Genomic DNA, 23,466 nt, shown 5'->3' on the forward strand with positions numbered 1-23,466 from the left:
AGAGAAACGATAAGTTTGGCGATGCGCGAGAAGCGTGGTTTAGCTTGCCTAAATAAGCGCCGAGCAAAGCAGCATAAAGCGTGCTCAGACGCTCAGAAACAAAAAACGGGGCTTATAGCCCCGTTAATTCTACCTACGTAATCTTAGCGAGTACGTGGGCAGATTTCTTCTTCAGAGAAGAAGTAAGCAATTTCACGTGCTGCTGACTCAGGTGCGTCAGAACCGTGAACTGCGTTTTCGTCGATTGACGCAGCGTAGTCTGAACGTAGTGTACCTGCAGCTGCATCAGCTGGGTTAGTTGCGCCCATGATTTCACGGTTAGCTAGAACTGCGTTTTCGCCTTCTAGTACTTGAACCATAACAGGACCAGACGTCATGAAGTCTACAAGTGCGCCGAAGAAAGGACGCTCTTTGTGTTCTGCATAGAAGCCTTCTGCTTGCTCTTTGCTCATGTGGATCATCTTAGATGCCACGATGCGAAGACCTGCAGATTCGAAACGGTTGTAAATTGCACCGATTACGTTTTTAGCTACCGCATCAGGCTTGATAATCGAAAAAGTACGCTCAAGAGCCATGTTCTCTCTCCAAACAAATAGTGTGTGTATCTTTAAAATTTTGGCCGCGAATTATAGGCAATAAATAGCAGCTTGACCAGAGCCTTTATCAAATCAGATATAAAGTACTGTTTTTATGCGCAAATGTAGAGAAAGGTTAGCCTGTTGGCGATGACAATATGATGACAGCGTACAGATTATTTTGCACAGAACTAATTATCGAGGACTCACCTGCCCCACTGCCTTTACTATGAAACCCTAAAACGGCTTAAAGAAACCAACGCTTAAAAAATTAAGCGTTGGCCTTTGCTAATTCTTGAATTTTACCCACAATGGCGCGTAAGCCATTACCGCGGGTTGGCGTGATATGACGCTCTAGATCTAGTGCTTCAAAATAGCCGTCGATATCAAACGCTAAAATATCTGTTGGCGTTTTGTCATTATAAGCGGCAAGTACTAACGCAAGCAGCCCTTGAACGATAACTGCATCGCTGTCTACGTCAAAGTTTATTTTATTGCCGTCGTAAGACTCCACCAGCCAAACGCTGCTCTGACACCCTTTGACCAAACGCTCGGGGGTTTTAGCATCTTCAGGCAAGCCCGGAATAGATTTCCCTAAATCAATGATGTACTGATAACGCTGTTCCCAATCGTCGAAGAACGCTAAATCATCAATAATTTCGTCACTGCTAGGTAGTTGCATTGCTATTTCCGCTTAATTTGTTTGAAAAGTTGTGTGATTAAATTTCACTGCGTGGATGACTAGAAGAACAGGCCTGCTTCAAGCTGTGCTTCTTCACTCATCATATCACGGGACCACGCAGGGTCGAATACAAGCTCTACATTGACGTTTTTAACATGGGGAACCATGGCAACGCGGTATTCAACATCACCAACCAATACTGGGCCCATACCACAGCCTGGTGCGGTCAGGGTCATATCAATATTGACGCTGCTAGTATCTTGATCAATTTCCACTTTGTAGATAAGACCAAGAGATACGAGATTGATAGGGATCTCAGGGTCAAAGATAGTTTCTAACGCGTCCCACACTTGCTGCTCGCTAATATTGCCATCTTCTGGCGCGTCAAAGCTCAATGTCATCGCTTTTCGGCCAATAGCACCTGCATCAGTACCATCGATGCGGTACATGTTGCCACGCCACGTTACCGTATAGTTACCACCGAGCTCTTGGGTGATATTCACAAACTCGCCTTCAGGGATCACGGTAGGATTGCCCGCAGGAACTAAGCGCGCTTTACAATCGCGCTCGGTGGTCACCATTTTTTGCTTCATAAACTACTTAGTACTCTTTGTTCTACCACTGATGGCCTTTGACGTGACACTTAGCCTACGTTAAAGCTTTCACCGCATCCGCACTCATCAACCACGTTCGGGTTGTTGTATTTAATGACGCCGTTCACACCTTCTGTAACGTAATCAATTTCTGTATTACGCAGTAGGTCGGTGGCATCTGCAGCCACGGCTACGTTAAGTAGTGGCGAAATTTCAACAATTTCGTCATCGGCTTGCGCGCTATCTGCGAAATCAAGCACGTAGGCGTAACCTGTACAGCCGCTTACTTTTGTCGATAAACGAATTAACTGACCAGGCTTGTCTTTAAGCTTACTTTCGAAATGCTTAACGGCACTGTCAGTCAGCGAAATGAGTTTTGTACTAGGTACGAAAGTTTCAACACTCATAATGCCTCCTTAGGCCAACATCATTTTTGCTTTTTTAAGCGCAGCAAATAGGCTGTCTACTTCTTCAAGCGTATTGTAAATTGAGAACGACGCACGGGCAGTACCCGGTATACCGAAGCGCTTCATTAGCGGCTGTGCACAGTTGTCACCGGTGCGGATCGCAACGCCTTGTCTATCGAGAATGAAGCCCACGTCCGCCGGGTGCGCACCTTCCAGTAGAAAGCTCAGCACGCCTACCTTGTTAGGTGCTGTACCGATTATCCGCATACCGTCAAACGCTTCGGCCTGCTCGGTAGCATAGGCCAGCAACTTTTGTTCATGTTCATGCAAAGCATTGACATCAAGGGCACTAAACCAATCTACTGCAGCGCCCATACCAATGGCACCTGCGATGTTTGGCGTACCGGCTTCTAAGCGATTTGGCAACGCACCCCATGTGGCTTCATGGTAAGTCACGTCTTTGATCATCTCGCCGCCTACCTGCCAAACAGGCCAGGTTTCTAGCACCTCTTTTTTGCCCCACAGACAGCCAATGCCCGTTGGGCCGAATAGCTTGTGGCCTGAAAACGCATAAAAATCACAGCCAATGTCTTGTACGTCAACACCGCCGTGAGCAATGCCCTGTGCGCCATCAACCAGCACCCATGCACCTACCTCTTTCGCTTTTTCAGTAAGCAGTTTAATTGGGTTCACCGTACCTAGTGCGTTCGATACGTGAGGAAACGCCACTAGCTTTGTGTTTTCAGACAGCAGTCTATCGAAAGCGTCTACGTCTAACTCTCCGCTGTCGAAAATAGGTACAACATTTAGCGTTGCACCAGAACGGCGACACGCTTGTTGCCAAGTAACCAAGTTTGCGTGGTGCTCAAGCTCAGTCACCATCACTTCGTCACCTTCGCTTAGTAGCTGCCCAAGACCATTGGCGACTATATTGATGGCTTCTGTGGTGCCCGACGTCCAAATAACTTCTTCACGCGCTTTCGCGTTAATGAACTTTGCAACGCTGGTACGTGCATTTTCGTAACGGCGCGTGGCTTCATCCGATAAATGGTGCGCACCGCGGTGCACGTTTGCATTCGTCCCCGTGTAAAAATCTACTAAGGCGTCGATAACGGCCTGAGGTTTTTGTGTTGTTGCCGCATTATCTAGGTAGACCAGCGGCTTGCCGTCTACCGTTTTAGATAAAATAGGAAACTGGGCACGAAGTGCTGCAACGTCTAAGCTCATTTCACCTCCATTTGGGCGAAGCGCTCACTTAAAATTGGTGCTAGCCATTCACGGACTGCTGCATTGGGCACGTCATTTATAAGCTCTTGAATGAAGCCAAAGTTGAGCATTACCAGTGCTTTACTGCGAGAAACGCCGCGAGTAAGCATGTAATACAAGGCTTCTTCTTCAATTTCAGCAACCGTTGCACCGTGAGCACATTTTACGTCATCAGCATAAATTTCAAGCTCAGGCTTGGTGTTGATAACGCCACGGCGAGATAGCAACAAGTTGCGGTTATTAAGTTCAGCCAAGGTCTTTTGCGCGTCACGATGAATATGAATGCGACCATTAAACACAGCACGTGCTTTATCGCCTACAATCCCACGCGCGTTTTCTTCTGTTGTGCCATTAGGCATCGCGTGCTCAATGGTGGAGTGAAGGTCAAATAACTCGCCTTCCGCCAGAAGATAAATGGCATTCATTTTCGCATTGGCAAATTCGCCGGCGTGATGGATGTCTACATCTAAACGGGAAAGCTCACTTCCATAGCCCACCATGGTGCTGTTAAGCGTGGTGCGGTTATGAAGTTTGAAGTGGCTGCCGCCTAATTGCTTAGCTTTGCCAGTAAACATAGCAAAACGATAGTGTTCTAGATGTGCATCATCAGCAAGGTCATATTCAGCAAACGCTGTGGTTAAACTTTCAGTATCGCCAAAACCTTGCTCGATAACCGTAGCGCTTGCGCCTTCAGCGACCTTCACCACCACACGCGTATGAGCATCAACATTTTGCGACGCCATGTTCACGATGCGCACTGGCGTGTCGATTTTCGCGCCTGCTTCAACATTAATAAATATACCGTGTTGGCACAGCGCATCGTTAACTAGGCCAAACATATGACGGGTTGGCTTAACTTGACCGTATACACTGCTGATCGCTTGCTGCGTGGCAGTATCATCATTATTAAGCGACGTGATGCTCATGCCCGCTGGCACATCTAGCGTGTTAACCTGCGTGACCAAGACACCGTCTACAAATACAAGGTCGACAGCATTTAGGTTATCGATAGCGGGTACCGGTAAACTGTCTGCCTGAACCGCTTGCTTAGCTTCACGCTTTTCAACGGGTGTTAGCGGCGTAAAACGCCAGCTTTCGTTTCTACGGGCTGGCCAACCATCGGCTTTTAACTTTTCTAAGGCCTGCTGACGCACGGGCGCTAGGTAATCGGAGATTTGCGCCGCATCAATGACCTGTTCTAGCCATTGACTCATGCTTCAGCCTCCTCGTACGCTTTACCTAGGAATGCGTATCCGCTCTTCTCTACTTCTAGCGCTAGTGACGCGTCACCGCTTTTCACGATTTTGCCATCGGCAAGAATGTGAACAAAGTCAGGCTTGATGTAGTCTAGAAGACGCTGGTAGTGGGTAACAACAATGAAGCTACGCTCACCGTCGCGCTGGCTGTTAACGCCATCGGCAACAACCTGAAGTGCGTCAACGTCAAGGCCAGAGTCTGATTCATCAAGAATACAAAGTTTTGGCTCTAGCAAAATCATTTGCATGATTTCGTTACGCTTCTTCTCACCACCAGAGAAACCTTCGTTTACACCGCGCTTCAAGAAATCCAATGGAAGCTGTACCTGCTTGCACGCTTCTTTTGCTTTCTTTAAAAACTCAGCCGCCGTTAAAGGCGCTTCGCCGCGCTGTTCGCGCATAGCGTTAACTGACTCTTTCATGAATTCCATATTGCTTACGCCAGGAATTTCAACTGGGTACTGGAACGCAAGGAAAAGGCCTTCGCGGGCACGTTCTTCTACTTCAAGCTCTAATAGGTCTTTACCGTTAAGCGTGGCTTCGCCTTCGCTTACTTCGTAACCATCACGACCAGATAGGACGTAGCCTAGTGTACTTTTACCGGCACCGTTGGGGCCCATGATAGCGTGTACTTCACCAGGTTTAACTTCAAGGTTAAGACCTTTAATGATGTTTTTCTCTTCCACGCTGGCATGTAAATTCTTGATACTAAGCATTGATTACCCCACTGAACCTTCAAGACTAATTTCGAGCAGCTTGCCGGCTTCTACGGCAAATTCCATTGGCAGCTCTTTGAATACTTCTTTACAGAAACCGTTAACAATCATAGAAACGGCTTTTTCTGTGTCTAAGCCACGTTGCTGACACAGGAATAATTGTTCGTCGCTCACCTTCGACGTTGTTGCTTCGTGCTCAACAATCGCTGAAGGGTTGCGGCTTTCGATATACGGGAATGTGTGCGCGCCACATTTGTCACCGATAAGTAGCGAGTCACACTCGGTGAAGTTACGTGCTCCGTCTGCGCGAGGGCCCATTTGAACCAGCCCGCGATAGGCGTTATTACTGTTACCCGCTGAGATACCTTTAGAGATGATGGTCGATTTGGTGTTTTTACCCACATGGATCATCTTAGTACCGGTATCAGCCTGCTGACGACCGCGCGTTAGCGCTACTGAGTAGAATTCACCTACACTGTTATCGCCTTTAAGTACGCAGCTTGGGTACTTCCACGTAACCGCAGAGCCCGTTTCAACCTGCGTCCACGAGATTTTGGCATTGGTATGCGCTACACCACGTTTTGTCACGAAGTTGTAGATACCGCCTTTACCGTTCTCGTCGCCCGGGTACCAGTTTTGTACCGTCGAGTATTTGATTTGCGCGTCATCCATTGCCACTAGCTCAACCACTGCCGCATGCAGCTGGTTTTCATCACGCTGTGGAGCGGTACAACCTTCAAGGTAGCTTACATAGCTGCCTTCATCAGCAACAATCAAGGTACGCTCGAACTGACCGGTGTTCATTTCGTTAATACGGAAATAAGTAGAAAGCTCCATTGGGCAACGTGTGCCTTTTGGAATATAAACGAATGAACCGTCAGTAAATACAGCGCTGTTAAGCGCAGCAAAGTAGTTATCTGTGCGCGGTACTACCGAACCAATGTATTTCTTTACAAGGTCTGGATACTTCTGAAGCGCTTCAGAAATTGGGCAAAAGATCACGCCCGCTTCTTCAAGCTTATCGCGAAACGTAGTAACAACCGATACCGAGTCAAATACCGCATCTACCGCAACGCCCGCCAGCATTTCCTGCTCGTGCAGAGGAATACCTAGCTTCTCATAGGTACGAAGTAGTTCAGGGTCAACTTCATCTAGCGACTTCGGCTTGTCTTTCATACTCTTTGGTGCCGAGTAATAAGAAATGGCCTGATAATCGATTTTCGGATAGTCGACATGCGCCCAATCTGGCTCTTCCATTTCCAGCCATGCATGATAAGACTTCAAACGCCATTCAAGCATCCATTCAGGCTCATTTTTCATTGCTGATATGCGGCGGATAACCGACTCGTCCAGGCCGCTCTCAAACGTTTCCGATTCGATTTCTGAATAGAAACCCGCATCGTACTTTCTTTCTAACGCCTGTTCGATCTGTTCACTCATGTTGGGATCTCACTTGTTTGCCTGCATTTGCTGCCACTAACCTTTCTACTTAACTGGCAAATAAATCACCCCACGGTCTTGGTAATTTATATAGACTTTCAACTTCAACAACTTAATTTATTTGGGTAATTCCCAAACAGCATTGTCGAAACTGCCAGTTACATTGCGGACAGCCTAAAATTTTGGTGCCGTAGTATATAATACCCGACTATTTCACTCAAATATTCAGCCATTAATTTATGGCCACTTACGCGTTTTAAACGCTGCTTAAAGGTCAATTTCCTTCAAACGCGCATTAATTTTCTTCCACATTCACGAAAATAAAAGGAATGCACTAACACAACCTACGCTTTGCCTAATACAAAAACGCGCGCTCAAACCACTGTTACAATGCTTATTCGGCCACTACGTTGAGCTATGAATAAAGCACTATGGCTTAATCTCTCTGTTCTGCGCGTTCAGCCAGTCGCCTAGCTAGACGACGGTATAGGCGTTTATGCTGAAACCGCTTGGCGTAGTCTTGTAGTTACATCCACTACTTTTTGTATTACGTAATCGATGTCTTCTTGGGTCGTAAAGCGCCCCACGCTGAATCTAATCCCTGCATGCGCCAATTCGTTGCTGCGGCCAATCGCTTTTAACACATACGAAGGCTCTAAACTCGCTGACGTACATGCCGACCCTGAAGATACGGCAATGTCATTTAAGCCCATCATCAAGCTTTCGCCGTCTATACTCGCAAAACTTACATTTAGAATGCCCGGGATACGCTGTGTTGCGTGGCCGTTTAAATAGATATCGTCGAGCTGTTGAAGGCCCTTCCAAAGCGATTCACGCAGCGCTAATATGCGCGCACTGTCCTCTTCCATTTTTGAGGAGGCTAGCGCGATGGCTTCACCCATTCCAACAATTTGATGGGTGGCTAATGTACCCGACCGCATGCCGCGTTCGTGGCCACCGCCATGAATTTGTGCCACCAGATTGATTTTGGGACGGCGACGCACATAGAGCGCCCCCATACCTTTCGGGCCGTATATCTTATGCGCCGAAATAGACAGCAAATCTACCGGAAGCTCAGCTAAATCAATGGCAATTTTGCCCACACTTTGCGCACCATCAACATGAAAAAGAACACCTTTGTCACGACAAAGCTGGCCAATAGCTTGAATGTCTTGGATAACCCCAAGTTCGTTGTTCACATGCATCACCGACACCAAAATAGTGTCGTCGCGCAACGCATTTTCAAGCGCATATAAATCAATTAACCCGTTCGGCTGTACTTCAAGATACGTAACCTCAAAGCCTTGGCTTTGTAAGTACTCACAGGTATCTAACACCGCTTTGTGTTCGGTATTAACGGTAATGATATGTTTGCCTTTATTGGCATAACCTTGGGCGACGCCTTTTATAGCAAGATTGTTCGATTCAGTGGCCCCCGAAGTAAAAACAATTTCTCTAGGGTCGCAATTAAGCGCGTCGCTGATTTGATTTCTAGCAACATCAACCGCTTCTTCTGCCATCCAGCCGAAGCGATAGCTACGAGAAGCTGGGTTACCAAAGTTGCCATCCAGGGTTAGGCATTTTGCCATTGCCTCGGCAACATTCGGGTCTACCGGTGTTGTTGCTGCGTAATCTAAATAAATGGGTGTTGATAAAGCCATGCGTTACTCAATACCAATTTAAAGTTGAATACTAACTTCGATATCTTTGGTGATATGACGAAGTGATGCATTACCGTCTTGACGGTCGGCTACCTCTTGCACATCACGCTTTGCCATTAACTCGCCCAACGTAATTGAATTCAAAAACGCCGCAATGCGATCACTTAGGTCTTGCCACAAGCTGTGCGTTAGGCAGCGATCGCCGCCTTGACAGTCTGCTTGTCCTTGGCAACGTGTCGCATCAATGGACTCGTCGACGGCGCGAATGACTTCGCCTATCGCAATTTTGCTTGCTTCACGGCCTAACAAATAGCCGCCGCCAGGCCCGCGAACACTGTCTACTAATTGCTCTTTACGCAATCGAGAAAAAAGCTGTTCAAGGTAAGATAAAGAAATTTCTTGTCGTTCTGAAATGTCGGCAAGAGGCACTGGACCACGCTTTGAATGCAAAGCGACATCAAGCATTGCGGTAACCGCATAGCGCCCTTTCGAAGTGAGTTTCATTGGATTCTCCCGCCGTTTTATAGTGCGGGAATTTTCACATACCCGACTAAAATGGTCAAGTATAAGACCTAGTAAACTAGTCAGGTATTATTGATTCGAGTAATCGCTTTTGTACATCAAGGCTTTCGTTTCATTTTAGCCCGATCCAAATAAGCACTAATAGACGCTTGTAGGTGCCAAATTTGCGTGGTTACTTCTACGCTAAATGCTAAGAAATCGTTTATTCTGCAAATGAATGATAACGTCGACCATAAACGCTATTTGTTTGCATTTAAGTGAATATGAGCAAGAATACTGTCTGCTATCCGATGTGATTGAACGGTATCTATTTGATGGCGCAACCCGCGCAATACTTGATGTTTAGCACCTGATATAGCTCTGGCTGTTGCAACACCGCCACTGGGATGCACCATGTGATCAACATCTCCGTGTATCACTAATGTTGGAGCTTTGACATTTTGAAGCATTGGCGTTCGGTCCCCAGATTTCATAATAGCACCGATTTGCCGGAACATCGCTTTTGCATCACTTTTGCCACCATTGCGCTGCCATGCCAAACGCGCGTACTGATGCCATTGATTTACGGCTCCGTTTGCAGCTACATCGCCAATGTGCGTCATCATTGCTTGGTAGTTTTTAACTGCGTCTTTTTCGTTCATTGGCGCTTTAGCTCTTGCCATTCGCCATAGCGTTGAATAAGAGGGTTGCCCTACGCGGCGATTTCCTGTCGTCGAGAAAATAGACGTCATAGATGTCACTTTTTCAGGATGCAGACTTGCAAGGGTCTGTGCAATCATCCCTCCCATAGACATTCCTGCGATGTGTGCACTTTCAATGTTTAGCGCCTCTAAAAGCTGCGCGGTGTCATCTGCCATACACTCCAGTCCATATGCACCTTTCGGCGACCTTCCTCTTAACTGCTGTAATAGGCTGGGATGCGGTGTGTCGCTGCGTACTGACCTTCCTGCATCACGATTGTCAAAGCAAATAACGCGAAATCCACTGGCAACTAAACGCTCAATAAGCGCGTTTGGCCAATAAATCAACTGAAGACCTAAACCCACAATAAGTACAATGGTATCGGCATTTCCGACACCATGTTCGGCATAGCAAAACCTATCACCGCTTTTAAGCGTTACATATTGCTCATGATGCTGGGCTAAACTCATTTAAAGCTCTCGTGATTTAATAAAAGTAAGTGTGCGTCTATTAAAATTTCTATTCAAACTTAAGCGCTGGATCGTCTACACGGCCTTTCCGAAAAATTTTCACGTCTTGTGCATAATTGAACGACATAGACCATGGAAACTGCATGCCCTGACGTGGCAACTGTTCTAAAGAGCGTTGGATGTAGCCAGCGCCAAAGTTTAGCAACGGTTGTGTTTCCATATTTGGGTCTGCTACAGGTGTACACTGTGTAAAGCCGTGCTCTTCCATATGATTGAGCAATCGCGTGAAATGTTCACATAGAAGGCCAATTTTTAGTGTCCACGATGAAGCTGTATAGCCCACCGCAATAGCAAAATTAGGCACACCACTGAGTAACATACCTTTATACGTAACACATTCTGGAAGCGAAATAGCTTCACCATCAATTTTTGGCACTATCCCTCCTAAAGGCAGAAGGTTTAATCCAGTGGCTGTTACTATAATATCTGCTTCAATATGCTGGCCCGAATCAAGTTTAATTCCCGTTTCAGTAAACGTATCTATAGTATCTGTTGCAACCGACGCCTTACCTTTCGAAATTGACTCGAATAAATCTCCACCCGGAACTGCACACAGTCGCTGCTCCCAAGGATTGTAAGGTGGGTTAAAGTGTATATCTACTGGATACCCTTCGGGTAACATTTTTGCATTAAGACTGCGTATTATTTTGCGCGCACGATGCGGAAAGCGCTGACAAAATGCGTACACCCAACGCTGTTTCGCTATGTTAAACCAACGCGCAGCTTTAAACGCTGTATCCTCGCTAAACCACGCGCGTAAATGTTTTGCGATTGGGTCATCTACGGGCACAGGCAATACGTAGGATGGCGTTCTTTGCAGCATAGTCACGTGCGATGCGCTTTTCGCTAGTGCGGGAACCAGCGTTACCGCCGTTGCACCGCTTCCGATTACCACGACGCGTTTGTTTTTGTATTCCAGATCTTCAGGCCAATGCTGAGGATGTACAATCTGGCCGTTAAATTGTGATTGCCCTTTGAAATGTGGTGCATAACCTTTATCGTATCGATAATAACCCGAAGCGTTAAATATCCATCTGGCGGCAATGTGCTCATGCTGCCCACTCTCTTCTGACTTTAACGTAACCCGCCAATAGTGTTTATCGCTTTGCCAATCTATATCTACCACACGAGTTAAAAAACGTATGTGCTCTTTAATACCGTTTTCAGCCGCGGTTTCTTCTACGTAAGCCTTTATTGAACGACCATCAGCAATGGCCTTTTTCTCTTTCCAAGGTTTGAATTCGTAGCCAAAGGTGAATAAATCAGAATCTGAGCGTATTCCCGGGTATTTGAATAAATCCCATGTGCCGCCCAAATCACCGCGGGCTTCTATAATAGAATATGAAAGGTCAGGACATTTTTTTTGAATGTGGTAGGCGCAGCCGATACCCGAAATTCCGGCTCCAACAATTAGTACGTCGAGTAATGGCGCTGTTTCTTGCATAACGTCCCTGAAAAGTGATAATCAACCTTCCATCTCAATGTATGTTGGAGTTATGCATGAGTCAATGTGCTTGTTAATGTTTTGTAAAAACAAGCCTTTGTGAATTTTTACTATATAAGGGTGAAGGTTCTCGGCCTTAGCACCCGAAAATAGTATGCGGAATTAGAGTTAAATAGCGGGGTCGAAAGAAGAATGAGCCTTCTCTCGCTCTTGGGTTTCCTTTAGGTCGAAACCCGTTTCTGCGAAATCTTCAGCGCTAATATTGTGTAAATTATCGGTACACACATCGCCACCTAGCGACTGAATGACCTTGCACATCTCTTCCACTTTGGTGTCCATTTGGTGCATATGCTCTAGCATTATGCCCATCGCATTGGCCACAGGATCAGGGTTATCTGGCGCGACAGCATAGGCATCAAAACCATATTTCTGGGCAATTTTATCTCGCTCGGGGTTTACCGACGCATTCATCTCTTTTTGCTTCGAGATAATGATACGACCCGGGATCCCCACCGCCGTAGCGCCATCAGGAATATCTTTTACGACCACAGAGTTAGACCCTACTTTAGCGTTTTCACCTATAATAATAGGCCCCAACACTTTGGCACCAGCCCCAACTACAGCGCCTTTTTTAAGGGTTGGGTGGCGCTTACCGGCTCTCCAGCTAGTGCCTCCAAGAGTAACGCCGTGGTAAAGGGTGACATCATCGCCAATTTCTGCTGTTTCACCAATGACCACTCCCATACCGTGGTCGATAAATACCCGTCGTCCTAACGTGGCACCAGGGTGAATTTCAATCCCCGTAAGCCAACGGCTAAAGGTTGATAAACTGCGTGCCAACCATTTCCATTCAGCCTTCCATAGTTTGTGACTAATGCGATGCAGCCACACTGCATGAAGGCCAGGGTAGTTGGTTAGCACTTCAAAGGTGTTTCTGGCCGCTGGGTCGCGATGAAATACACCTTGAATATCATCTTTTATACGGGCGAACATAGTGTTTACTCTTTTTCTTCTATCGCTGGTGCAGGGTCTGCATCGCCTGAGTTAGCATTCTTCACCGATTTATCAATAGACGCCAATATACCGCGTAGTATATTAAGCTCTTGAGACTCAGGGCGTGCTCGGTTAAACAAGCGACGCAGCTTAGTCATAACCACACCCGGGTGACTTTTGCGAATGAACGACGTGCCTTCCAGCGTGGTTTCCAAATGCGTATAAAAACGCTCTAAATCGTCATTCAGTGGATATTCTTCCTCAACACTTGGATATGTTTCGCGATTTAGATAGGCCATGCGAATCTCATAACAAAGGGTTTGCACTGCTGCTGCTAAATTAAGTGAGCTATATTCAGGGTTGGCTGGAATACACATATGGAAGTGACACTGCTGCAGCTCTTCATTAGTTAAACCACTGTTCTCACGCCCAAACACCAAGGCTACCGGGTACTTTTCTACTTCTTGGACCAGCTTTTCGCCACAGTCGCGCGGGCCTAACATAGGCCATGAATGAGTGCGAGAGCGTGCAGACGTCCCTACTACTAAGCCACAGTCTTTAACTGCCTCTTCCAGCGTGCTTACAATTTTCGCGTTAGCAAGCACATCACCAGCCCCTGCCGCCAATGCACTGGCTTGACCGTCTGGCTCATTTACCGGGTCGACAAGATATAAGCTGCTCAGCCCCATGGTTTTCATAGCTCTTGCTGTCGAGCCGATGTTTCCCGTGTGAGACGTGTTAACTAAAATAATGCGAATATTCTCGAGCATGCGTGTAATACCTACGTACTTATTTGGATAGCGTCTTTAATTCGATGATACGCGCTTTTGGCGTACTATCTTACAGACCTTAATAGCGTGAAGTTTAACACAGCGGCAGTATAGATGGCTATTCACGCTATTGTGCTGGGATTTCATTTGCATCGCGCATAGATTCTGGTAGACTCCGCCCGTTTTCGAAAACAACTAGCTATTTTTTGTACAGTTAGTTTGTTTCATTGGTCTTTTACAATTGGTGGTTTATCTATGCATCCTATGCTGAATATTGCGGTGCGCGCTGCGCGTGCGGCTGGAACAGTTATTGTTCGTGGTTTTGAAAAACATAATGAAGTAGCAACAGAGTCAAAAGGCTTAAACGACTTCGTTACTCAAGTTGATAAAGAAGCAGAACAAGCAATTATTGCCAAAATTCAGCAGTCTTACCCGAACCATTGCTTCCTAGGTGAAGAATCGGGTGAAGTTTTGGGCACAGAAACTGACTATCAGTGGATCATCGATCCACTAGATGGCACCACTAACTTTGTAAAAGGCATTCCTCACTTTGCCGTTTCAATTGCACTTCTTCACAAAGGTCGCTTAGATCAAGCGGTTGTTTTCGACCCAATTCGCAGCGAACTATTCACCGCGAGCCGTGGTCAAGGCGCGCAGCTTAACGGTTATCGTATTCGTGCTTCTAAGCCTCGTGACCTTTCTGAAACCATTATTGCTACTGGCTTACCGTTTAAGAACAAATCTCAATTTGGCGAGTATGCACTAAGCCTTAACAAAATTTTCCACGAAGTGGGCGACATTCGCCGCGCAGGTAGTGCAGCGCTAGACCTTGCTTACGTTGCAGCTGGCCGCCACGACGGTTACTGGGAGCGAGGCATTAAATCTTGGGATATCGCAGCAGGTGAGCTTATTGTTCGTGAAGCTGGCGGATTGGTAACAGACTTTAAAGGCGGAAACGACCCGCTTCACAAAGGCGAAATTGTTGCTGGTAGCGTGAAGGTGGTTCAAGGCCTAGTTAAGCATCTTAAGTAAGAAGCATCTTAAATAAGAAGCAGCTTAAATAAATCGCTCGTAAGCACATAAACTGAGCCGATAAACCAAGCACAGTTAAACAGTAAAGGCGCTATGACACGAATGACGTGACATAGCGCCTTTTTCTTTTTCTCACTTATTGGTTTCGTTATACCTGCGGTAACACACCGCGATTACGAACACTTTACCTCTCGCAGAGTGGCTAATGAGCTATGCGGACTGGTGTTTAACTTTAGGCCAAACAAAAATCTAAGTATTAAAAAGCGCTTGGCGACTTCGTATGTCAGTGCGCACCCCACAACGATTATTAGCGTTATTAAAATAAATTCTCCGAGTGTCGACGATACACGGGAGCTCAAAAAGAATGCCGCCACCACAATTATCGTTTGATGCACCATATAGTAAGGCAATACGCCTTTGTTCAAATAGCTCACCACCTTACTCGGGTTAGACAAATATTTTCGACCGAACCCTAATATTGCTGCCAACCATGCCCAGTGATTAAGTACAACGATTACACCAACCAAAACACGAAACCCAGGCGACGACTCCATTAACTGCCCTGTAGGGCCTAGCAAGTCGTGACGGTCTAAAATTATGACGCTGTAAAGTACTATCGCAATGGTTAAGCTTACGTAACGGGACCTCATAATTGCAGCATACAATGCGGGTCTAAGCACAATCACAATACCTACCAGCATCACAAAAAAGTACTTTGCATGACTATACCAATCATTAAGCAAGTCGTGAGACGTGGGATATGCTACTCGTAGCTCCAGCCATATGGCAGTCATGAACGTAACCACTAACACGCTAAACAGCGCCAAGCTATCGAGTACTCTCAACGCCCTTACTTCCACAAATCTGATAAGCGGGAAAAACAGCAATATGAAAGCGCTATACACAAAAAGGTAAGGTAAAAACCAAAGGTGATTCCATGTCAGTAAGCCAATTACCGATTGTTTGTCGATAAACAAGTCAGTATTTGGATTGATGTAAGCAACGTAGAACTCGCTAAACGGCATGGCTAGTGCTCCGCTGACTGTCCACTCTGCATAAACTTGTGGCGCGACGATAACAAACATACCGAATACAAGAGGAATTAATATCCGCAACGCCCTCTTCCCCAGTAGTGAAAGAGATACACGCCAGCGAGAGGTCGTTTGGCCATAAGCGCGGCGCAGCACGACGGTAAATACCATGGCAGAGATCAAAAATAATAAAGACATACGCCATTGGTTGGTCAATATCATCACATCTTGTAGTAGTGGAAATTGCACGTCGCTTTTTATATGCCAGCCCCACTCTAAAACGTAATACATTCCGATGTGATAAAAAATGAGTACACCAAACGCGATGACACGCAGTGCATCCAACTCGAAATAGCGCTGAGTGACAGGACTCTCGACCACGGCCTTCTCTCTCGCCTCCCCCTTTGAAGTTCTGTTAACAAACGTTGCTTCCTGATCAACATATGCTTGCGTCAATGTCCTCACTCCTATTCAATAGTGTTTAACTAACGTGTTGCATCTAATGCGATAGACGTCCGACAGCAAACGCCTAAGTGACGAGAATTAAGGGAAAAAGGGTTAAGCGGTGAATAACTGGGATGAAAAATGGAGTCAGTTTCTTAGGGATTCTGAATCAAAACATAAATACGCTGCATTTGTTTTGCTTACAGCCTATTTGTTTATAAACAATTCAATCAATGCTGCGTCTAGTTGGACTGAATTTTCTCGAAGCGACAATAACAGCGTAGCACTTTGGGAGCCGTACGTTTGGGAATACTCGAGTGCTTTGAGCACCGCTTTGCTCGTCATCCCATTAATTATCGCTATACGTATACTCGATCAGAAGGTAAAAGTGGGAGCGACATGGCTTGGGTGGCATTTTGCCTTTGCCAGTTTATTTTCGGTAGCCCATGTATCATTAATGGTAGCATTTCGAAAGCTCGTCTATTTATTCTCTGAACGCAATTATGACTTTGGGATATGGCTCAATGAGTTCATCTACGAATATCGAAAGGATGTATGGGGCTATATTACTCTGATTACTTTTTACTATATTGCACGGTTTGGCTATCAACGCTTAATTGGTGAAGCATCACCTATTGCACGCGACACATCACAGATAACGAATGACAACGTGGCCAGCACCTTACCTGACTATTTATTGGTGAAAAAGCTCAATAAGGAGTTTTTGGTTCAAGTCACTGACATACAGCGAGTAGAAGCCTCAGGAAATTACATTAACCTTCATACTCACGTGGGCGTTTACCCCTTGCGTTATACCCTTGGCCGGTTTTGTGAAGAAGGAGCGCATCAAGGCTTTATGCGAGTGCACCGGTCGCACGCAGTGCGAATACCTGCCATTGTGTCTATAAGTTATGAAGAAACAGGGGATGGAACAATAATGCTCAATAACGGTCAATCAGTAGCGCTTTCCAGGCGATATAAAGATGATCTGAAACAAGCATTAGCCCCCAATCAATAGTAAATTCCACTTTTGATAAAGCATAAAAAAACCGCATCGTAGATGCGGTTTTTGTACGTTTCAAGCGTGTAAAACTAAGGCATAGGATCTAAATCTGCGCCTTCCTTTTCCACTTGTGGTGGCATTAGGTCTTCTTTACTAATACCCAATGCAAGTGCCACTGAACTTGCGATATACACCGATGAGTAAGTACCTACCACTACACCAAACAGCAATGCTGTTGCAAATCCGTGAATAAGTGCACCACCCTTGTAGAATAATGCAACCAATACCAACACCGTGGTTAATGAGGTGATGATAGTACGGTTTAGGGTTTGCGTTAGCGAGATGTTAATGATCTCAACAGGCTCACCTTTACGGATTTTGCGGAAGTTTTCGCGAATACGGTCAGACACAACAATGGTATCATTAAGTGAATAACCAATTACCGCTAGTACCGCTGCAAGGACAGTCAGGTCAAATTCAATTTGAAGCACTGAAAATAAACCTAATGTAAGAATAACGTCGTGAGCTAGTGCCGATACTGACCCCAACGCAAATCGCCATTCAAATCGCATTGCTACGTAAACTAAAATACAAAGCAGTGCCACCAACATTGCAAGGCCGCCCTGCTCGGTAAGCTCTTCACCTACGTTAGGACCTACGAATTCAATACGACGCATATCAACCGCAGTACCGTCAGCGCGAAGCGCAGCTAGCACCTGCTCACCAATAGTCACGGCTTTAACGCCCTCACGAGGAGCAATGCGGATAAGTACGTCTTGGCTGCTACCAAAGTTTTGTACTATGGCATCTTCAAAATTCGCTTCGTTTAGCTGGGCGCGAATGCCTTCTAAGTTAGCAGCGTCCTCATAGCCAACTTCAATTAGCGTACCGCCAGTGAAGTCTAGCCCCCAGTTAAGGCTATTAACGCCTAGCGACACGAACGAACCTAAAATGAGTACCGTTGATAACACCATCGCAGGAATGCGAAGGCGCATAAAATTGACGGTATCGGATAGTTTTAATAATTGCATGTTACTTCCTTAAATCGCCAATTTCTCTACGCGTCGACCGCCCCATACTGCGTTAACAATAACGCGCGTTACTAGGATTGCGGTAAACATCGAGGTTGCTATACCAATCATCAGTGTAATCGAGAAGCCTTTAATTGGGCCTGTGCCCACGGCAAACAGGATTAAGCCTGCAATGAAGGTGGTAATGTTAGCATCTAGAATGGTAGAAAAAGCACTATCGTAACCCTGATGAATGGCATGCTGTGGGCTGCGGCCGTCGCGTATTTCTTCTCGTATACGCTCAAAGATAAGAACGTTTGCATCTACCGCCATACCAACGGTCAGTACAATACCTGCCATACCCGGTAGCGTAAGCGTTGCACCAGGGATCATCGAAATAATGCCTACAATCATAACCAGGTTTGTAATCAGTGCGATATTCGCTACCACACCAAACGCTTTGTAGTAAATCAACATGAAAACAAGTACCGCTGCCAGACCATACATAATAGCCTGCATGCCCAGCTCAATGTTTTCTTTACCCAAGCTTGGTCCAACCGTACGCTCTTCAACAATTTGAATTGGCGCAATCAGTGCACCTGCGCGAAGTAGCAACGCTAAGTCACGGGCTTCTTTCGGTGAATCAAGACCTGTGATTTGGAACTTGCTACCCAGCTGCGCACGAATAGTCGCAACCGAGATAACTTGCTCGTGTTTTTCAAACACTAGCTTGCCGTCTTTGTTACGTTCGCCAGTTGACTTGTATTCGATAAACACCGTAGCCATTGGTTTACCAATGTTCCCACGGGTTGAGCGAGACATCTTATTACCGCCTTCAGAATCAAGCGAGATGTTTACGTTCGGAAGTCCGTACTCATCAACACCGCTATTCGCATCAATAATATGGCTACCGGTAAGCATAATACGCTTTTCAAGCAGCTGAGGAATGCCTTGCTGATCTTCAATCACTTGAGAGCCAGGAGGAACGCGGCCGTTCAATGCATCACGGATATCGTTCTTCTGGTCCACCATGCGAAATTCTAGTGTTGCTGTTGCATTAAGAATCTCTTTCGCACGGGCGGTATCTTGAATACCTGGAAGCTGCACAACGATGCGATCAGCACCTTGCTTTTGTACAAGCGGCTCAGCCACACCAAGTTGGTTTACACGGTTGCGAATAATGGTAATGTTTTGCTTAACCGCGTTGTCACGAATTTCTTGAAGCTTGCTTTCAGCAAAAATAGCGCGAAGTGTTAAGTCGTCCACCTGGTTAAAGGTAAGGTCGCGACTTTGGTTGCGCAAAAAGAACTCTGCCTTGTCTAGCGCATCTTCATCACGGAACGTAATGTCGATATGATCGTCAACTTGTTTTACACCGCGATAACGAATGCCTTCTTCACGCAGTGATGTACGGAAACCACCCTCTGCGTCTTCTAGCGACTTAGCAATCACTTCGGTCATATCCACTTCCATCAAGAAGTGAACACCACCGCGAAGGTCAAGACCTAGCTTCATTGGCGCGCCACCTAGGCCTTCAAGCCACTCTGGCGTGTCAGGGGCAAGGTTCATAGCCACGTAGTAGTCATCACCAAGCGCCTTTTCAAGCGTTTCGCGCGTAATAAGCTGGGTGTCAGAATCCGAAACGCGAACTAATATTTGTTCGTTCTCAAACTCAACACGTTTTGGAGAGATATTCTTTTCACTTAGCGCGGCTTTTACTTGTTCCACAGTGGCGTCAGTTACCACAGCGTCGCGGCCTGCTGAGATTTGTACGGCGTGATCTTCACCGTAAATGTTAGGAAGCGCATAAAGTGCACACATTGCAACCACAATAAGTGCACTCAGTACTTTCCAAATAGAGTTTTTGTTTAGCACTGGATAATCCTTTCGTGCCAGTACCGGGAAGCGTCCCGGCCCCGGCTTTTGTTACTTACAGTGACTTCATCGTGCCTTTAGGCAGCACAGCAGTTACTGAAGACTTCTGAACAACGATGTTGTTTGAATCGTTAAGTGCAACTTCAATGAAGTCTTTTTCTTCTGACACTTTAGTGATTTTTCCTACCAAACCACCTTGTGTTAACACCTCATCGCCTTTGCTAAGTGACGATACTAGGTTTTTATGCTCTTTTACACGCTTAGCCTGTGGACGGTAAAGCAAGAAGTAAAAGATTAAACCAAATACAGCTAGCATGATGATCATTTCCATGCCGCCACCTTGCGGCGCACCAGCAGACTGTGCGTAAGCGTTAGAGATAAATAGGCTCATAAAATTCCCCAAATATTATCGTTGTTATAGTGCCGGAACCGGCAACCCTTTTTGTTCATAAAATTCTTGTACAAACTCATCAAGCGTACCTGCGTCAATCGCATCGCGAAGACCCTGCATCACACGCTGATAGTAGCGAAGGTTATGGATGGTGTTTAAGCGCGCACCCAAGATTTCGTTACACTTGTCCAAATGATGTAGATAAGAGCGAGAATAGTTTTTACAAGTGTAGCAATCACAATTCTCATCTAATGGCGAGGTGTCGTTTCTGTGTTTCGCATTGCGAATCTTCACTACGCCTTCAGTCACAAACAGGTGACCGTTTCGCGCGTTACGCGTGGGCATTACACAGTCAAACATATCGATGCCGCGACGCACAGACTCTACCAAATCTTCAGGTTTACCCACGCCCATTAAATAGCGAGGTTTATCTTCTGGGATTTTAGGCGCGGTATGATCGATAATGCGGATCATATCTTCTTTCGGCTCACCTACTGAAAGACCACCAATGGCGTAACCGTCGAAGCCGATAGCTTCAAGGCCAGCAAGTGAAACGTCGCGCAGACCTTCGTACATACCGCCTTGAATGATACCAAACAGTGCCGCTGGGTTATCGCCATGGGCTTCTTTACTACGTTTGGCCCAACGTAGCGACATTTCCATTGAAACGCGCGCTTCTTGTTCAGTAGCGGGGTACGGCGTGCACTCATCAAAAATCATCACGATGTCAGAGCCCAAATCGCGCTGAACTTCCATCGATTTTTCAGGCGTAAGTAAGATCTTTTCGCCGTTTATCGGAGAGCGGAATGTTACACCTTCTTCGGTAATTTTACGCAAATCACCCAAGCTAAACACTTGGAAGCCGCCCGAATCCGTAAGGATTGGCTTGTCCCAATTCATGAAGTCATGTAGGTCGCCATGCTGGCGAATAATGCCTGTACCAGGACGAAGCATCAGGTGAAACGTGTTTCCAAGACAGATGTGTGCACCGCTGTCTTTTAATTCTTCAGGGGTCATTCCCTTAACAGTACCGTATGTACCTACGGGCATGAACGCTGGGGTTTCAACAACACCGCGTTCAAACACCAAACGACCGCGTCGTGCTCGGCCTTCGGTTTTTAACAACTCAAATTGCATGTGAAAGCATTCCCACTTTGGTGCGCTTTTGCGCTGGGTATAAAATAAATTGGCGGCGATTATACCAGTAATTCGGCTGAGATCATGCCCCGTATCTATGTTTATCTGTAACTAAGCTAGAAAGGCCTGCAAAACACCGATTTAAACGCCTAATGTCCTTGGACGAATGTGCTTAGGCGCGTTCAATAAACATAGAATCACCGTAGCTAAAGAAACGATATTCCTTCTCTATCGCTTCTTGATACGCCTTCATGACATTTTCTTTGCCCGCAAATGCGCTAATTAACATCATTAGCGTGGACTCTGGAAGGTGAAAATTTGTGAACATTGCGTCTACCACTTTAAACTCAAAACCAGGGTAGATAAAAATCTCAGTATCTTCGTTAAATGGCGCAATAACTTCCTCGTCACCGCGCTCTGCACTTGCCTTTGCCGCTGACTCCAAAGAGCGTACAGAGGTTGTACCCACTGCAATAACACGTTTACCGTTGCCCTTTGTGGTTAGAACAGCGTCAACAACGTCTTGCGGTACTTCGGCGAACTCTGCGTGCATTTTGTGCTCTTGAATATTATCAACGCGCACAGGCTGGAACGTACCCGCGCCAACGTGCAAAGTTACAAAAGCCAAGTTCACACCCTTCTCTTTAAGCGCTTCTAAAATAGCGTCGTCAAAATGAAGCCCTGCAGTTGGTGCTGCAACAGCACCGGGTTTTTGATTGTATACGGTTTGATAGCGCTCTTTGTCTGAGTTTTCGTCCGGGCGGTCAATATAGGGAGGAAGCGGCATATGCCCATGGGCTTCCAGCAGCGTTAATACGGTCTCATCGTGGTCAAACTGTAAAATAAATAGCGCATCGTCTCGCCCTGTCACCGTAACATTCACTTTTTCTTCAAGAATCAGCTTAGATCCGGGCTTAGGCGCCTTGCTCGCGCGAACATGCGCTAACGCTGTATTGTCTGATGTGATGCGCTCGATCAGCACCTCAACCTGACCACCCGTTTCCTTTTTGCCCAGTAAACGTGCAGGAATAACCCGCGTATTGTTGAACACCAAGAGGTCACCTGGCTCTACAAATTTCAGCATGTCAGCGAACATCGTGTGCGCTACATTGCCAGTCTTCCCATCTAAATGTAACAAGCGACTCGCTGTACGTTGCTGAGTTGGGTATTTGGCGATAAGTTTTTCGGGTAGCTCGAAGCTAAAATCTGATAGTTTCATAAATACGGCTAAATTACGGCATAAAAGTTAGACAAAAGTAGAATATTAAGTGTCATTTAAGTTAAAACTAAAGGCTAATAAAAATAGATTTACAAATTAAGCTAAAGTCAAAATAAAAACTAAAAATGTTTATTATCAACAAATTAAAAATTAACGTATATTATAAAGTAACTTTATACTGAACAATATACGTACAATTCAATTTATTAAATAGCACTTAACTCCTTAAACGGTTAAGATACCTGCAGATAGTGATGATGTTCTCCCATAAACATTCCTTATCATTCGTACCCAGCACTTGCTGGGTATTTTTTTATCTGCTTATTTTCCCTGCCTACCTTCACTCATCGCAACGTTATTGCGAAGCTTTGATTCTTTTGCATGACAGGTTAGTTGAATATCGATATCTTATAACCGGCGGTATTTTACGCTGTTTATTGCTGAAGATCAGTTAAGATTTCCTCTAAAAGCGCCGCATCTAATGGACGCGCCTTCAACACGTACAAAATCTGCAAAAGTAAATCGGCGCCCATAATACCTTTATTCACCTTATTTCTAAGGTTGTCTGCGCTTTGCTCCACGCCAATCTCTTCCAGCCTTTGGCTTAACGCTTGATATTTTACGCCGCGCACAGACATCTCAGATTTCACGACTCTTGCTACCGTTTGCCGCCACGCATTTTTAGCACCTTGCGTATTCCCCGTGTTCACACAGCCTCCAAAAACCACACAAATGTGATGTATATTTTACAAAAACACACTTTTTTACACTTATAGCATGTATTTAAT

Annotated in this window: 23 protein-coding genes; 2 read left to right on the forward strand and 21 right to left on the reverse strand. The window is 45.8% G+C overall.

Features of this window, described 5'->3' with window-relative positions; all coding sequences use genetic code 11:
- Positions 1 to 143: 143 nt before the first annotated feature.
- The 14 genes from ndk to trmJ all read right to left on the reverse strand — a co-directional run bounded on the left by ndk (position 144) and on the right by trmJ (position 13,536).
- Positions 144 to 575 (reverse strand): nucleoside-diphosphate kinase, encoded by a 432-nt coding sequence (gene ndk / locus QME20_RS11105; RefSeq protein ID WP_012519000.1) that lies wholly within the window; start codon positions 573 to 575, stop codon positions 144 to 146.
- A gap of 271 nt (positions 576 to 846) precedes the next feature.
- Positions 847 to 1,257 carry a SufE family protein gene (locus QME20_RS11110; protein ID WP_014950170.1) on the reverse strand — a complete coding sequence of 137 codons (411 nt, stop codon included), beginning with the start codon at positions 1,255 to 1,257 and terminating at the stop codon, positions 847 to 849.
- Positions 1,258 to 1,316: 59 nt separating this feature from the next.
- Positions 1,317 to 1,850 (reverse strand): putative Fe-S cluster assembly protein SufT, encoded by a 534-nt coding sequence (gene sufT, locus QME20_RS11115; protein ID WP_014977033.1) that lies wholly within the window; start codon positions 1,848 to 1,850, stop codon positions 1,317 to 1,319.
- Positions 1,851 to 1,900: 50 nt separating this feature from the next.
- Positions 1,901 to 2,257: an iron-sulfur cluster assembly accessory protein gene (locus QME20_RS11120; protein WP_014950172.1), complete on the reverse strand. Its 357-nt coding sequence runs from the start codon at positions 2,255 to 2,257 to the stop codon at positions 1,901 to 1,903.
- A 9-nt stretch (positions 2,258 to 2,266) separates the two neighbouring features.
- Positions 2,267 to 3,484, reverse strand: a complete 1,218-nt coding sequence (locus QME20_RS11125) for a cysteine desulfurase (protein WP_131138144.1) — start codon at positions 3,482 to 3,484, stop codon at positions 2,267 to 2,269.
- Positions 3,481 to 4,737 carry a Fe-S cluster assembly protein SufD gene (gene sufD / locus QME20_RS11130; protein ID WP_014979830.1) on the reverse strand — a complete coding sequence of 419 codons (1,257 nt, stop codon included), beginning with the start codon at positions 4,735 to 4,737 and terminating at the stop codon, positions 3,481 to 3,483. Before sufD ends, QME20_RS11125 begins: the two co-directional genes overlap by 4 nt.
- On the reverse strand, positions 4,734 to 5,495 hold the full coding sequence (gene sufC, locus QME20_RS11135; RefSeq protein ID WP_014979831.1) for a Fe-S cluster assembly ATPase SufC: 762 nt from the start codon (positions 5,493 to 5,495) through the stop codon (positions 4,734 to 4,736). The genes sufD and sufC overlap by 4 nt, the downstream gene beginning before the upstream one ends.
- Positions 5,496 to 5,498: 3 nt before the next feature.
- Positions 5,499 to 6,935: a Fe-S cluster assembly protein SufB gene (sufB, locus tag QME20_RS11140; RefSeq protein WP_014979832.1), complete on the reverse strand. Its 1,437-nt coding sequence runs from the start codon at positions 6,933 to 6,935 to the stop codon at positions 5,499 to 5,501.
- A gap of 494 nt (positions 6,936 to 7,429) precedes the next feature.
- Complete coding sequence (locus tag QME20_RS11145; protein WP_281715937.1) at positions 7,430 to 8,596, reverse strand: IscS subfamily cysteine desulfurase; 1,167 nt, start codon at positions 8,594 to 8,596, stop codon at positions 7,430 to 7,432.
- 18 nt (positions 8,597 to 8,614) lie between these two features.
- The gene (gene iscR, locus QME20_RS11150) at positions 8,615 to 9,100 is read right to left on the reverse strand and encodes a Fe-S cluster assembly transcriptional regulator IscR (protein ID WP_014950178.1); all 486 of its coding nucleotides are present in this window, start codon (positions 9,098 to 9,100) and stop codon (positions 8,615 to 8,617) included.
- Positions 9,101 to 9,357: 257 nt separating this feature from the next.
- On the reverse strand, positions 9,358 to 10,269 hold the full coding sequence (locus QME20_RS11155) for an alpha/beta hydrolase (RefSeq protein WP_281715938.1): 912 nt from the start codon (positions 10,267 to 10,269) through the stop codon (positions 9,358 to 9,360).
- A gap of 49 nt (positions 10,270 to 10,318) precedes the next feature.
- Complete coding sequence (locus QME20_RS11160) at positions 10,319 to 11,773, reverse strand: NAD(P)/FAD-dependent oxidoreductase (RefSeq protein ID WP_075177053.1); 1,455 nt, start codon at positions 11,771 to 11,773, stop codon at positions 10,319 to 10,321.
- Positions 11,774 to 11,941: 168 nt separating this feature from the next.
- Positions 11,942 to 12,766, reverse strand: a complete 825-nt coding sequence (gene cysE, locus QME20_RS11165; RefSeq protein WP_187446146.1) for a serine O-acetyltransferase — start codon at positions 12,764 to 12,766, stop codon at positions 11,942 to 11,944.
- 5 nt (positions 12,767 to 12,771) lie between these two features.
- Positions 12,772 to 13,536 carry a tRNA (cytosine(32)/uridine(32)-2'-O)-methyltransferase TrmJ gene (gene trmJ / locus QME20_RS11170; protein WP_014950182.1) on the reverse strand — a complete coding sequence of 255 codons (765 nt, stop codon included), beginning with the start codon at positions 13,534 to 13,536 and terminating at the stop codon, positions 12,772 to 12,774.
- Between the two features lie 255 nt (positions 13,537 to 13,791).
- Here trmJ and suhB point away from each other — a divergent pair, with 255 nt between their 5' ends.
- Positions 13,792 to 14,568, forward strand: a complete 777-nt coding sequence (gene suhB, locus QME20_RS11175; protein WP_014950183.1) for an inositol-1-monophosphatase — start codon at positions 13,792 to 13,794, stop codon at positions 14,566 to 14,568.
- A gap of 173 nt (positions 14,569 to 14,741) precedes the next feature.
- Here the strand turns inward: suhB and QME20_RS11180 are convergent, their stop codons facing one another.
- Positions 14,742 to 16,055 carry an acyltransferase family protein gene (locus QME20_RS11180; protein ID WP_281715939.1) on the reverse strand — a complete coding sequence of 438 codons (1,314 nt, stop codon included), beginning with the start codon at positions 16,053 to 16,055 and terminating at the stop codon, positions 14,742 to 14,744.
- Positions 16,056 to 16,164: 109 nt separating this feature from the next.
- Here QME20_RS11180 and QME20_RS11185 point away from each other — a divergent pair, with 109 nt between their 5' ends.
- The gene (locus QME20_RS11185; protein ID WP_049588008.1) at positions 16,165 to 17,061 is read left to right on the forward strand and encodes a LytTR family DNA-binding domain-containing protein; all 897 of its coding nucleotides are present in this window, start codon (positions 16,165 to 16,167) and stop codon (positions 17,059 to 17,061) included.
- Positions 17,062 to 17,135: 74 nt separating this feature from the next.
- Here QME20_RS11185 and secF read toward each other — a convergent pair whose 3' ends face one another.
- The 6 genes from secF to QME20_RS11215 form a co-directional block, all read right to left on the reverse strand.
- Positions 17,136 to 18,077, reverse strand: coding sequence for a protein translocase subunit SecF (secF, locus tag QME20_RS11190; protein WP_281715940.1), 942 nt, complete (start codon positions 18,075 to 18,077; stop codon positions 17,136 to 17,138).
- Between the two features lie 9 nt (positions 18,078 to 18,086).
- Positions 18,087 to 19,931, reverse strand: coding sequence for a protein translocase subunit SecD (gene secD / locus QME20_RS11195; RefSeq protein ID WP_281715941.1), 1,845 nt, complete (start codon positions 19,929 to 19,931; stop codon positions 18,087 to 18,089).
- A gap of 55 nt (positions 19,932 to 19,986) precedes the next feature.
- On the reverse strand, positions 19,987 to 20,322 hold the full coding sequence (yajC, locus tag QME20_RS11200; RefSeq protein ID WP_014999069.1) for a preprotein translocase subunit YajC: 336 nt from the start codon (positions 20,320 to 20,322) through the stop codon (positions 19,987 to 19,989).
- Between the two features lie 24 nt (positions 20,323 to 20,346).
- Positions 20,347 to 21,459: a tRNA guanosine(34) transglycosylase Tgt gene (gene tgt / locus QME20_RS11205; RefSeq protein ID WP_014950189.1), complete on the reverse strand. Its 1,113-nt coding sequence runs from the start codon at positions 21,457 to 21,459 to the stop codon at positions 20,347 to 20,349.
- 172 nt (positions 21,460 to 21,631) lie between these two features.
- Positions 21,632 to 22,678, reverse strand: a complete 1,047-nt coding sequence (gene queA, locus QME20_RS11210) for a tRNA preQ1(34) S-adenosylmethionine ribosyltransferase-isomerase QueA (RefSeq protein ID WP_281715942.1) — start codon at positions 22,676 to 22,678, stop codon at positions 21,632 to 21,634.
- 434 nt (positions 22,679 to 23,112) lie between these two features.
- A complete protein-coding gene (locus tag QME20_RS11215) occupies positions 23,113 to 23,388 on the reverse strand; it encodes a DUF6471 domain-containing protein (RefSeq protein WP_014950191.1) in 276 nt (91 codons plus the stop codon).
- Between the last annotated feature and the right edge of the window lie 78 nt (positions 23,389 to 23,466).

Origin of the sequence: Alteromonas sp. CyTr2 (assembly GCF_947311905.1) — a bacterium.
GTDB classification, from domain to species: Bacteria; Pseudomonadota; Gammaproteobacteria; order Enterobacterales; family Alteromonadaceae; genus Alteromonas; species Alteromonas macleodii.